This window comes from Cupriavidus sp. H19C3 (genome assembly GCF_049393815.1).
GTDB lineage: Bacteria > Pseudomonadota > Gammaproteobacteria > Burkholderiales > Burkholderiaceae > Cupriavidus.
On the sequence record NZ_CP184986.1, the window covers coordinates 2,535,127 to 2,547,500 of the forward strand.

9 protein-coding genes and 1 pseudogene are annotated in these 12,374 nt (G+C 65.9%); 2 read left to right on the plus strand and 8 right to left on the minus strand.

The window, feature by feature from the left end:
- Nucleotides 1-112 precede the first annotated feature (112 nt).
- Nucleotides 113-3,169: a transglycosylase domain-containing protein gene (locus tag DFLDMN_RS30810; RefSeq protein ID WP_423199526.1), complete on the plus strand. Its 3,057-nt coding sequence runs from the start codon at nucleotides 113-115 to the stop codon at nucleotides 3,167-3,169.
- A gap of 32 nt (nucleotides 3,170-3,201) precedes the next feature.
- Here the strand turns inward: DFLDMN_RS30810 and DFLDMN_RS30815 are convergent, their stop codons facing one another.
- Nucleotides 3,202-3,453 (minus strand): GlsB/YeaQ/YmgE family stress response membrane protein, encoded by a 252-nt coding sequence (locus DFLDMN_RS30815; protein ID WP_423199527.1) that lies wholly within the window; start codon nucleotides 3,451-3,453, stop codon nucleotides 3,202-3,204.
- Between the two features lie 191 nt (nucleotides 3,454-3,644).
- Nucleotides 3,645-5,753 carry an elongation factor G gene (fusA, locus tag DFLDMN_RS30820; protein ID WP_423199528.1) on the minus strand — a complete coding sequence of 703 codons (2,109 nt, stop codon included), beginning with the start codon at nucleotides 5,751-5,753 and terminating at the stop codon, nucleotides 3,645-3,647.
- Between the two features lie 224 nt (nucleotides 5,754-5,977).
- On the opposite strand from fusA, the gene DFLDMN_RS30825 reads away from it, so the two are divergent.
- Nucleotides 5,978-6,775 (plus strand): DUF3047 domain-containing protein, encoded by a 798-nt coding sequence (locus DFLDMN_RS30825; RefSeq protein ID WP_423199529.1) that lies wholly within the window; start codon nucleotides 5,978-5,980, stop codon nucleotides 6,773-6,775.
- A 76-nt stretch (nucleotides 6,776-6,851) separates the two neighbouring features.
- On the opposite strand, the pseudogene DFLDMN_RS30830 reads toward DFLDMN_RS30825, so the two are convergent.
- The 6 genes and pseudogenes from DFLDMN_RS30830 to DFLDMN_RS30855 all read right to left on the minus strand — a co-directional run bounded on the left by DFLDMN_RS30830 (nucleotide 6,852) and on the right by DFLDMN_RS30855 (nucleotide 12,183).
- Nucleotides 6,852-7,656: pseudogene (locus DFLDMN_RS30830) on the minus strand (lipoyl protein ligase domain-containing protein).
- A gap of 90 nt (nucleotides 7,657-7,746) precedes the next feature.
- On the minus strand, nucleotides 7,747-8,760 hold the full coding sequence (locus DFLDMN_RS30835; RefSeq protein ID WP_423199530.1) for an LLM class flavin-dependent oxidoreductase: 1,014 nt from the start codon (nucleotides 8,758-8,760) through the stop codon (nucleotides 7,747-7,749).
- 144 nt (nucleotides 8,761-8,904) lie between these two features.
- Nucleotides 8,905-9,876, minus strand: coding sequence for a DedA family protein/thiosulfate sulfurtransferase GlpE (locus DFLDMN_RS30840; protein ID WP_423199531.1), 972 nt, complete (start codon nucleotides 9,874-9,876; stop codon nucleotides 8,905-8,907).
- Between the two features lie 23 nt (nucleotides 9,877-9,899).
- The gene (locus DFLDMN_RS30845) at nucleotides 9,900-10,367 is read right to left on the minus strand and encodes an Hpt domain-containing protein (RefSeq protein ID WP_423199532.1); all 468 of its coding nucleotides are present in this window, start codon (nucleotides 10,365-10,367) and stop codon (nucleotides 9,900-9,902) included.
- Nucleotides 10,364-10,996 carry a response regulator gene (locus DFLDMN_RS30850; protein WP_423200629.1) on the minus strand — a complete coding sequence of 211 codons (633 nt, stop codon included), beginning with the start codon at nucleotides 10,994-10,996 and terminating at the stop codon, nucleotides 10,364-10,366. The genes DFLDMN_RS30845 and DFLDMN_RS30850 overlap by 4 nt, the downstream gene beginning before the upstream one ends.
- 353 nt (nucleotides 10,997-11,349) lie before the next feature.
- On the minus strand, nucleotides 11,350-12,183 hold the full coding sequence (locus DFLDMN_RS30855; RefSeq protein WP_423199533.1) for a hypothetical protein: 834 nt from the start codon (nucleotides 12,181-12,183) through the stop codon (nucleotides 11,350-11,352).
- Nucleotides 12,184-12,374: the final 191 nt, after the last annotated feature.

The window sequence follows — 12,374 nt, forward strand, 5'->3', positions numbered from 1 at the left end:
TCCGAGTAATATCGAAGGCAGACAGCGTGCTTTGGATGAGGCGCGCTTGCCTGGGATATGAGCCGGTACGCTGGCCGAAACGGCCCGCGACGGCGCAACCGGAATTCGAAACGTGTCACGTCGTGGCTGGATTCTCGCTGGCTTGGCGGTGGCCTTGTGTGGCGGCACCTACATTGTGGTGAGCCTCGTTGCCAACGAGGTACGCACGTCGCAATGGCAGGCCCGCTACTTGGGCCGCCTCGGCAAGTCATTGACCTTCGAAATCCAGCCCGGCCGCAGCGACAGCATCCGCTTTCCGCATTCCGGGCCCTATGACGAGCGGCTCGGATACGAGCGCCTTCCCGATTACCTGGAACGGCTCGAGACGCGTGGCTACGTCCCCCTCGCGCAGGCCCGCATGTCGCCCGACATGGTGCGGCTGATGGACGAAGGCATCTTCCCGACATATCGCGAAAAAAACCAGGCCGGCCTGGTCGTGCGCGATTGCAACGCACTGACGCTGGCGTTCGAACGCTATCCGCAGCGGCAGTATGAAAAATTCGAGTCGGTGCCACGTGTGCTGGTGGAAGCGTTGCTCTACGTCGAGAACCAGAACCTGCTCAATCCAGAGTACCCGATGATGAACCCCGCGGTCGACTGGCGCCGCCTGTCGCGCGCGGTGCTGGACCAGGGCATTCGCGTGGTGGACCGCTCGCACCAGTCGCCCGGCGGTAGCACGCTGGCGACGCAGATCGAGAAATATCGCCACTCTCCGCAAGGCAAGACGCAATCGATTCCCGAAAAATTCCGCCAGATGGCGTCGGCCTCGCTGCGCGCATATCACGACGGGCCCGACACCCAGCGCGCGCGTGAGCGCATCATTGCCGATTACCTCAACACCGTGCCCTTATCCGCGCGTGCGGGCCACGGGGAAGTCAGCGGCATCGGCGACGGCCTGTGGGTCTGGTACGGCGAAGACTTCAACACCGTCAACGCATTGCTGCGGCATATGGATCCGCGCGCGCCCACGCCACGCGAGGCGCAGGCCTACAAGCGCGCGCTGTCGCTCATCATTTCGCAGCGGCGCCCCTCGTTTCACTTGCGGCGCGACGATACCAATCTCGATGCGCTCACCGGCAGCTACCTGCGGCTGCTCGCGAACGCGGGCGTCATCTCGGCGGCGCTGCGCGATGCCGCGCTGGCACAGCCGCTTGACAAGGCCGAGCGGCCGGAACGCCCGCAGCCGCTTCCGTGGGTCACGCGCAAGGCTGTCAACCAGGTCCGCAACGATGTCTCGCGTATGATCGGCGTCGAGAGCCGCTACGACCTCGATCGGCTCGACCTCACCGTCGACAGCAGCATCAACCGCGAAGCACAACGGCTGGTGTCCGATACCCTCATGCGCATGCGCAATCCTGCCGATGCGCGCGCCATGGGGTTGTATGGCAAGAACATGCTGCGCGACCAGGACGATCCGTCCCGGCTGGTGGCAAGCTTTACGCTGTTCGAGCGCGTCGGCAATGCCAGCCTGGTACGCGTGCAGGCCGACAATGTCGAGCAGCCGTTCGACATCAACAGCGGCGCCCGGCTGAACCTGGGTTCCACCGCCAAGCTGCGCACCCTGGTGACCTATCTGGAAGTCGTCGACGAACTGCACGGGCGCTATGCCGGCATGAGCAAGGAAGCGCTGATGGCCTTGCAGATCCCGCGCCAGGATGTGCTCACGCGCTGGGCGGTAGATTACCTGGCCAAGGCACGTACCGCGGCCGAGCGCGAGCGTGGCGCCATGCTCGAAGCCGCCATGGACCGCAAGTACTCGGGCAATGCCGGCGAGGCGTTCTACACCGGCGGAGGCATGCAGACCTTCACCAACTTCGAGCGCTGGGAAGGCGAGCGGCAGATGACCGTGCGCGTCGGCTTCCAGTATTCCGTCAACCTCGTGTTTGTCCGCATGATGCGCGACATCGTGCGCTACGAGGTATTCCAGGCCCATCCCGACGCGGGCGCGTTGCTGGAAGACCGCAACGCACCGGGCCGGCGCGAATGGCTCGAGCGCTTTGCCGACCAGGAAGGCAGTGCCTACATGACGGGCTTCTACCAGCGCTACCGTGGCAAGTCCGCCGACGAACGGCTCAAGGTCTTGCTGGACCGCGTCAAGAAGCCCACGCCGCGGCTCACCGCCGTGCGCCTGTCGGTGTCGCTGCTGAGCGCCCGCCCGAACCTGGACTACGACACCTTCGCGAGCCTCGTACAGGCGCGCATGCCGAAGGCCCACAAGCTTACCGACGAGGAGTTGCAGACCCTGTTCGTGAAATACGGTCACGACAAGTTCAACCTCAACGATCGCGGTTATCTGTCACGCATCCACCCGCTCGAACTATGGATGGTCGAATATCTCGACAGCCATCCCGATGCCACCCTGAACGATATTCTCAAGGCCAGCACCGAAGAACGGCAGGAAGTCTACAAGTGGCTGTTCAAGACGCGCAGCAAGCTCGGCCAGGATGCGCGCATCCGCACGCTGCTGGAGCGGGAAGCCTTCGGACGCATTGCCAGGCGCTGGCAACGGCTCGGCTATCCATTCGATTCGCTGACGCCGTCCTATGCGACGGCGATCGGCGCCTCCGGCGACCGGCCCGCGGCCTTGTCGGAACTCGCTGGCATCATTCTCAACGGGGGCATGGACGTGCAGCCGACCACCGTGCGGCGGCTCGATTTCGCCGCGGAAACGCCGTACGCGTCGTACTACACGCTACAGCCCGCGCCCGGCAAGCGGCTGATTGCCCCGGAGATCGCCGCCATTGCACGCCGCTCGATGCTCGACGTGGTGGAGAACGGCACCGCCCGCTCGATTCGCGGGGCCTTCGTGCCGTCGGCAAAGGTCGGGCACCCGCCGGCCATGCCGCTGCCGATCGCCGGCAAGACCGGCACCGGCGACCAGCGTTTCCAGACCTACGGCCCGGGTGGACGCCTGATTTCGTCGCGCACGGTCAATCGATCGGCCACGTTCGTGTTCCTGCTGGGCGAGCGCTATTTCGGCACCGTGACGCTCCACGTGAGCGAGCCGTATGCGGCGCGCTATACGTTCACCAGCGCGCTGGCGGTCAGGGTCTTGCGCACCCTTGCGCCGCAGGTGACGGCGATGGCCACGCCGGCCAGCGATGCCACGCTGCTGCGCTGCCGCGATTAAGACGGCGATCGGGACAGAAAGCGGGGGACCGTTCAGCGCTTGCGGCGTACGAGGTCATACAGGAACAGCAGGATGATGGCGCCGACGATCGACGCAATCCATCCGGCGGCTTGCCCCGGTTGATACCAGCCCGCGGCGCGACCGACATAACCGGCCACGACCGCTCCCAGTACGCCGAGCAGGATCGTCATGATCCAGCCCATCTTGTCATCGCCGGGCTTGATCGCGCGTGCGATCAGGCCGACCACCAGACCAACGAATACCGTGCCGAGGAATGCCATCATGTTGCGCTCCCGCCGAGTTGGGTGGAAACATGATGCCACGAAACCCTGCGGGGGTTGGCGAGCATGGGGCGCATCCCGCCTTACCCGTTCAATTGACCCGGCCAAGCCGCACGATCAGAGGTTGATGCACTGCACTGCACCGGCCGGGACGGGAAGGGCTCGACCCTCCCGCCCGGCGGCCGTGGACCGACTCAGGCGACCTTGCGCGAGCTGATCACCGCCTCCGCCACATTGGCCGGCGCCTCCGCGTAGTGCTTGAACTCCATGGTGAAGGTGGCACGGCCCTGCGTCAGCGAGCGCAGCGAAGTGGAGTAGCCGAACATCGTCGCCAGCGGCACCTCCGCCCGCACGATCTTGCCGCCACCGCCCGCGATCTCGTCCATGCCGTGCACGATGCCGCGCCGGGACGACAGGTCGCCCATCACGTTGCCGGTGAACTCCTCGGGTGTTTCCACTTCCACCGCCATCATCGGCTCCAGCAGCACCGGCTTGGCGCGGCGCATGCCCTCCTTGAACGCCATCGAGCCGGCCATGCGGAACGCGTTCTCGTTCGAATCCACGTCGTGGTACGAGCCAAACACCAGCGTCGCCTTGACGTCGACCACCGGATAGCCGGCCAGCACGCCCGTATTCAGCGTCTCGCGAATGCCCTTGTCCACCGCCGGAATGAATTCGCGCGGGACCACCCCGCCCTTGATCGCATCGACGAACTCATAGCCGCCGCCCTGCGCCATCGGCTCCAGATTGAGCACCACGTGGCCATACTGGCCGCGGCCGCCCGACTGCTTGACGAACTTGCCCTCGACGTCCTTGATCGCGGATCGGATGGTCTCGCGGTAGGCCACCTGCGGCTTGCCCACAGTCGCCTCCACGCCGAACTCGCGCTTCATGCGATCGACCAGGATTTCGAGATGCAGCTCACCCATGCCCGAGATGATGGTCTGACCCGATTCCTCGTCGGTGGCCACCCGGAAGGACGGATCTTCCTGCGCCAGGCGATTCAGCGCGATGCCCATCTTCTCCTGATCGGCCTTGGTCTTCGGTTCCACGGCCTGCGAGATCACGGGCTCGGGGAAGCTCATGCGCTCGAGGATGATGATGTGATTGGGATCGCAGAGCGTATCGCCGGTGGTCGCTTCCTTGAGCCCCACGGCGGCGGCGATATCGCCGGCGCGCACTTCCTTGATCTCGTTGCGCACATTGGCGTGCATTTGCAGGATACGCCCGAGCCGCTCGCGCTTTTCCTTCACCGGGTTGTAGACCGTATCGCCGGACTCCACCACGCCCGAATAGACGCGGAAGAAGATCAGCTGGCCGACGAACGGGTCGGTCATGATCTTGAAGGCCAGCGCGGAGAAGGGCTCTTCGTCGTTCGGATGGCGCTCGGCTTCCTTGTCGTCCTCGGTATGGCCGAGGATGGCGGGCACGTCGGCCGGCGACGGCAGGTAGTCGATCACGGCGTCGAGCATGCTCTGCACGCCCTTGTTCTTGAACGCGCTGCCGCACAGCATCGGCACGATTTCGCCGGCGATGGTGCGCTGGCGCAGGCCGGCCTTGATCTGCTCCTCGGACAGCGGTTCGCCGCCAAGGTAGGCGTTGAGCAGTTCCTCGCTGGCTTCGGCCGCCGCCTCCACCATCTTCTCGCGCCATTCTTCGGCGGTGGCCAACAGTTCGGCCGGGATGTCCTGGTACTCGAAGCGTACGCCCTGGCTGGCGTCATCCCATACCACGGCCTTCATCTTGACGAGATCGACCACGCCCTGGAAACCATCCTCGGCGCCCACCGGAATCTGGATCGGCACGGGATTGCCTTTCAGGCGCTCGACGATCTGCTTCTGCACGCGGAAGAAGTCCGCGCCCACGCGGTCCATCTTGTTGACGAACGCGATGCGCGGCACCTTGTACTTGTTGGCCTGCCGCCAGACGGTTTCCGACTGTGGCTGCACGCCGCCCACGGCGTCGTAGACCATGCAGGCACCATCGAGCACGCGCATCGAACGCTCCACCTCGATGGTGAAATCGACGTGGCCAGGGGTGTCGATGATGTTGATGCGATGCTCGGGGTAATTGCCGGCCATGCCTTTCCAGAAGGCGGTGGTGGCGGCGGAGGTAATGGTGATACCGCGTTCCTGCTCCTGCTCCATCCAGTCCATGGTGGCCGCGCCGTCGTGAACCTCGCCCAGCTTGTGGTTGACGCCGGTGTAGAACAGGATGCGCTCCGTCGTCGTCGTCTTGCCGGCGTCGATGTGCGCACTGATACCGATGTTGCGGTAGCGTTCGATGGGAGTCTTGCGGGGCACGGTAAATTCTCCTGGATAGGGCACCACGGGCCGTTAGCGTAGCACCTCCACGCAGTTCGCGTGAGCGGCACCACGGGACACTGGCATCGCACCGTCCCGGTGCCCGGCAGCGCGTGGCTACCGGGCGGGCCGCGTGTCGGACAGGCGCTCACAGCGCGCGCCGCGCCGGCTCTCTACAATGGCCGTGGTTGTTCCCATTCAAGACAAGAACAAGGGCGGATACCATGATTCGCTTCAGTTTTTTCGTTGGCGCAACACAGCTTGCCATACTGCTGACCGCCGGTACCGCCGCAGCGCAGGGTTCCGGCGCCGCCCCCCAGCCGTCAGGCGCCGCCTCCCAGCCGCCAGGCGCCGCTTCCGGCGCGACCCCGGGCGTGACGTTTTCCTCGTCCCGACCGGGCGGGTCGCTGCCGGCCGGTTGGCAGAACCTCCCGGTGGTGAGCGGCAAGACGCCCACCCTCTACAGCCTGGTAGCGGACCGTGGCACCACGGTGCTGCAGGCCGATGCCAGGGCGGCGGCCTCGGCCCTGATGCACCAGGGTGACGTCGACCTGTCCCGTACGCCGGTGGTGAGTTGGCGCTGGAAAGTGGCGGCACCCATCCCCGGCGCCGACAACAGCGTGGCCGACCGCGAAGACGCGCCGGCGCGCCTGGTGTTCCTCTTCGACGGCGCCGCGGACAACCTCTCCATCGGTGAACGGGCCGAGCAGATCGCCAGCAGCCTGGCCGGCGAGAAACTGCCGTATGCCACGCTGATGTATATCTGGACCGCCAGCGCGCCGCCCGGCACCGTTATCGCCAATCCGCATACCAGCCGCGTACAGATGATCGTGGTGGGCGGCGCGCCCGGCGATGCCGGCAAATGGCAGTCGTTGCAGCGCAATGTGGTGGCGGACTTCGAGAAGGTCTATCACGAGAAGCCCGGCAAGCTGGCGGGCTACGGCCTGCTGACCGATACCGACAATACGGGCGCGAGCGCGCGCGCCTGGTATGGCGATATCCAGTTCCAGCCCGCCCACTAGCCGGCAGCGCACCGAGCCGGCCTGAGCCCTGCGGACCTGAGTCGAACCGACGGATGGCGCTGCCAAGCCGCGCAAGTCAGGCGGCGCCGGCCCCTGGCGGCGTACTGTGCGCGATGCTCGCGCGCAGGGCCGCGGCCACACGCGCGGTAAGCGTGCTACGCGTGGTACGAGCGACGGGGTCATCGGCGTTGGCGACGGTATGGACGTTGCCGGCGCCAGTGGCCGCCGCCAGCGCCTCCCGCACGCTGACCACCTTGGCGGGATCGTAGCGGCGGCCGCTGCCGATGGCCGCCTCGAACGCGTTGGCCCGCGCATTGATTTCCACCGGATCGGCGCTCACCAGCAGCACCGCGTGCGCCAGCACGATATGGCGCTGGCCTTCCGGGTTCTGCACCGCCGCCGGCGCACGGCGCCAGTACTGGGCGGTACCCGCAATCTTGCGCGGATCGTCGGCCGGCCCCCAGGCCAGGTTGTAGCGTCCGTCGCAGAACGAGCCCTCCACCGCCTGCCAGTGGGTGTCGACGCCGACTGCGCGCAGGCCGTCGCCGAGCACTTCGCACAGATGGACATAGGCCGGTTCCATCCAGCTCGCGGCACCGCGCGGGACCAGGTAGGCCAGGCTGATATTGAGAATACCGGGACCTTGCGGCACCAGGCCGCCCCCCGACATGCGCAGCCAGACCGGGCAACCCTCGCGCGCGAACGCCGCGCGTGCCGCCTCGATGCCGGGCGCGCGCAGGTAGCTGCGCGGAATCACCAGCGCCTGCGGCGCCCCACAGTTGCGCCACGGGTCCGCGCGCCGTCGCATGATCGAGCAGCGCGAGTTCGCCCTGCAGCGGGTCAGCGCCGGTGGCGTCCGGCTCGATAAAGGTAAAGGTCATGGCCGCATTGTCCGCGCAAGCCGGCGGTTTGTGTCGGTCCTTGCGCGACTCATATGTGCCACCTGCCCGGGCCTGCGCCCTGTGCCACGTTTATGCAAGGCGCGCTGGCGCTTGCAATTGCTGCATGGCGGCCGCCGCGATCTCGAACGACCGCAGCCGCGCCGGATGATCGTAAATCGTGGCCGTCAGCATCAGCTCGTCCGGCTGCAGGTCGTCGACAAAGCGCTGGAGACCCTCACGCACGGTATCGGGGCTACCCACTGCCGTGCATGCGAGCGAGCGGCGGATATGGTCGGCCTCGCTCGCATCCCACAGCCGCGTGATGTCGTCCACCGGTGGCCTGATCTGGCCGGGGGTGCCGCGCACCAGTGCGAGGAACTGCTGCTGGAGCGAGCTGAACAGGCGGCGCGCTTCGTCGTCGGTATCGGCGGCAAACACGTTGTAGCCCAGCATGACGTAGGGCCGATCCAGCTGCGCGGACGGGCGGAACGTGCGGCGATACAGATCCACGGCCTGGCGCATGAAGCCGGGGGCAAAGTGCGAGGCAAACGAGAACGGCAGGCCCATCGCCGCTGCCAGCTGGGCGCTGAACAGGCTGGACCCGAGCAACCAGAGCGGCACCTTGAGGCCGGCGCCCGGTACCGCACGCAGCCGTTGGCCGGGACGCACGTCGTCGAAATACCCCTGCAGTTCTTCCACGTCCTGCGGAAAGGTGTCGGCGGTGTCCTGTGACAGATGGCGGCGCAGCGCACGCGCCGTGGCCTGGTCGGTCCCGGGCGCCCGGCCCAGACCGAGCTCGATCCGGCCCGGAAAGAGCGATGCCAGCGTTCCGAATTGTTCCGCCACGACCAGCGGCGCGTGGTTCGGCAGCATGATGCCGCCCGAGCCCACGCGAATGGTGGAGGTGCCGTTGGCCACGTAGCCGATCAGCACGGCCGTGGCCGCGCTGGCGATGCCCGGCATGTTGTGGTGTTCGGCCAGCCAGAAGCGGCGATAACCAAGCCGTTCCGCGTGTCGGGCAAGGTCCAGCGAATTGCGCATGGCCTGGCCGGCATCGCTGCCTTCCGTAATGGGGGAAAGGTCGAGCAGGGAGTAGGGGATCATTGCGAGTGCGCATGGCGTCGCCATGCGGGGTCTGTGACTACGAACGGGCTATGGTAATCACGGCCGCGCGATCGTGCTGGCGGCCCAAGAGACCCTGAAGCGGGTGTGGAAAGCCGGACTTCCCCGGACGGGGCCGAGTCTGGCCTAGACGGCAGGCTGCGGCTGGTTGCCTTCCGCCGAAGTGCGCTGGGCCGCGAGCGCGCCCTGCAGCTTCTTCCATTCGTCGTAGCCGCCCGCCAGCGCCCACGTGTTCTTGTAGCCGGCCGTGCGCAGCCGCTCCGCCAGCACCGCCGCGGAATATTCATGGGGGCAGGCGCAATAGATGACGATATCGTCGTCGGCCGGATATTCGCCCAGGACTTCGAGCGGGCCCTTGAGGTCCATCACGAGCGCGCCCGGAATCCGGTCGATCGGCGTATCGCCGTAGGCACGCACATCGACCACCAGCGGCAGCGTGCCGGACGCGCGCCGTGATTCGAGTTCCATCACCGTCATGCGCGGAATGCGTCCGGCGCGGCGCAGCAGGCGAAATCGCTGCCAGAAGCGATACGCAATGAACAGCGCAAAGCCACCGACGACGATCGCCACGCAGATCGGACCATAGGTGCTGAACGCGGCGAGGATCGAATCGACAAAGTCGCTGAACACCACACCGGCCACCAGGGCCCCGCCGGCCCAGACCAGCGCGCCCAGCGCGTCGTAGAACAGAAACTTGTGCAGCGGAGTCGAGGTCATCCCCGCCATGGCGGTGGAGAGCGCGCCGGCGCCGGGCAGCAATTTGGCGAAGATCAGCGAGCGCGGGCCCACGCGCAGGTAGAGCGACTGGGTCTGGCGAATGCAGCTGTCCGGTGAGATCGAGACCCGGCAGATCGTGCGCAGCATCGGCTGGCCCAAGCGCTTGCCGGCAAAGTACCAGGCGGTGTCCGCGATCAGGCACGCGGCGATCACGGCGAGCAGCACGGCGCCGATGGGCGGGCCGTCGGGCTGCATCGACAGTGCCCCGGCGACGAACAGCATCGGATAGGCCGGTACCGGCAGGCCGGCCTGTTCGGCCAGCACGCTCAGGAACACCAGCGTCAATCCGTGGCCATCCAGCAGGCCCTGCAAATCGTGCACGACATTCTCCCGTTCTGATTCGATCAACCGGTCTTACCGGTACAGGCCGACAGTGTGCCAGTGCGCGCGATGCATTGCACGTCCATCCCGTGAATACTGTGTTCGGATTGGGTCAATCGAGCGGCCTCAAGCAGCAGCCGCAGCACTTCATTGAACTCGTTCGCCACCGCGAGGAAGTGGGGCATGCTGGTCGTAACTGCCACCGAATGGTAACTGCGCGCGGCATCTTCCAGCGCATGGGCGGTGGCCACCAGTGGCTGGCAACGTGCGAGTCCGCCACTGCCCTTGATGCGATGTGCGCACGCTCTCACCGTGGGCCAGTCGTGTGCGCGCGCCGCATCGGTCAGCCGCGTCAGGTCGTTGGCATTGGCCTCGAGCAGACGTGCAAGCAGCTCGCAATATAGCGCCGTATCGCCGCGCGCGACGTCGTCGAGAACGGCGTCGATGGCGCGCCGTTGCTGGGCTGGAAGGAAGATGGCGGCGGCGTTCACGGTGCGAGCCGGCAACGTCGGGCATAGTCGATGAGATCCACGAGCGATTCCGCGCGCAGCTTGGCCATGATGCGTGTCTTGTAGCTGCTCACCGTCTTGTTGCTGATGAACATCGCCGCGCCGATCGCCTTGTTGGACATGCCGCGCGCCAGCATCTGCAGGACCATCACTTCCTTGTCCGACAGTCGGCGCATGCCGTCGTCCTCGTCGGCACTCGGCTCGGTGCTGACGGGCACTGGGTGTTTCCCGTTTGGAAACACCGTGTATCCCGTCATGACGCTCTCCACGCAGCGCAGAAAGGCCGTCATATCCTGCGTCTTGCTGACGAATCCCTGCGCGCCGGCCTGCCACGCCCGTGCCGCGAACAGGTCCGGGTCCTGCGCCGAGAACACGAGAATGCGCACATCCGGATGAATGGTCCGCAGCCGCGGCGCGACGTCGAGTCCGCTGATGCGCGGGATGTCCAGATCGAGCACGACCAGATCGGGTTTGTGACGACGAACCGCTTCCACGGCCGCCTGGCCGTTATCCGCTTCCAGCACCGTTTGCACGCCTACCAGCGCGGACAATTGCACGCGCAACGCAAGCCTGAGCGGAGGGTGGTCGTCGACGATCAAGATAGTTGTCATACTTTGCTGCCTCGTTCCAGCCCATACTGCCACGGCTGTTCCCCGACCGCCGACACGTCGACGATGTTGACACCTCGCACTGTCACTCAAAGTTGACAACCAGTATAAGGACCCGCCCGGCGTACGCGCTGTACGCCGTGTCTGCAAACACCGCGGGAAATTTCAGCAAAGCCCGGTACCGGATTCCGACCTCCGTGTCGGACCTCCCTCTTTGCACCGCAAAAAAAAATTGCGGCCCGCCGTTCACCACGGGGGGCCGCCAATCGGGAATGCGAGGAGGTCAGATTCCTCAAGAAGGGTTATCGTCACCTCGCATATATCTTTATCCCCACTGAGGTGGGGCAAGCGCCACCTCAGGCAATCAACCGGCTCGTCTGCCGCTCGCTCTGAACCTGCGTCGACATCGCGGCGCGCATGCGGCGCACGCCGGCTTCCATCTCCTCGTGCGCGGCGTCCAGCCACGCGATCCGATGCCGCACCGGATCGTTCGGCGAGAGATCCCGCTCGGCAATCTCGCGCAGGAAATACCGCACCATGCTGCCCGCGCGCGCCGGTACCGGCATCATGCCAAGTAACTGCTCACGTGCAATTACCCCTTGATGGGCCGCGTGGCGTAGCGCCGCCCACGCGGTGCGACCCAGCCCAACGTACACCGCGCCGGCCCGCACCTGTTCGAGCCGCGCCAGGAACAACTGCTCGAAGACGCCGCGCAGCATCGGTACATCCATCAGTTCGTCGAACGGGCCGTCGAAGGCCAGGCCACGCCGGGTCGTCGCGTAGGGCAGCAATGCCAGGGGCTGGACATGCTCGAAGCCCTCATTCCACAGCGCCGCCGCGTGGGGCAGGCCGACCAGTTCGGGTACGCGGAAGTGATCGAGCATGCGAATCAGGTTCGGCCGCACCAGCTTGCCACCGAGCTCCACACGCCGCTTGTTCTCGCGCTGGATAACGCGGCCGGGCGCGTGGGTCCGCAGCAGCTCGTCAGTGACCGCCGCGGCGAGCCGCACATGGGTATGCCCCGGCGTGGTACTCACCAGCACCAGCCGCGCCCCCGGATTGCGATGTTCGAACGGCACGTAATGCATGGTGTAGGTCCCGTCACGATCCACCACCACTGGTTTGTCCGCAACGCCGCCAACGCCACCGCGCCGGATGCGCGAGCAATACTCTTCGATGTAATTCGCCAAGATGTCCCCGCTTCAACGCGATTCCTGCTACAGGCACGCTGTATTGTTTTGGATTCATGTTAAGCCGCTCGGGATGGCGGATAAAGCGTGCGTGTGCCGATTGGACCCCCTTGTTGCGCGGCGTCCGTGGGCCAGCGAACAAACGCCGGAGCGCCTTCCTACCGATGTCCGATGTCGTTGAGCGCTCCTTT

Coding starts and splice junctions, on each gene's coding strand:
- DFLDMN_RS30815 (WP_423199527.1), bottom strand. CDS start 3,453: ATGATGGCATTCCTCGGCACGGTATTCGTTGGTCTGGTGGTCGGCCTG.
- DFLDMN_RS30825 (WP_423199529.1), top strand. CDS start 5,978: ATGATTCGCTTCAGTTTTTTCGTTGGCGCAACACAGCTTGCCATACTG.
- DFLDMN_RS30835 (WP_423199530.1), bottom strand. CDS start 8,760: ATGATCCCCTACTCCCTGCTCGACCTTTCCCCCATTACGGAAGGCAGC.
- DFLDMN_RS30850 (WP_423200629.1), bottom strand. CDS start 10,996: ATGACAACTATCTTGATCGTCGACGACCACCCTCCGCTCAGGCTTGCG.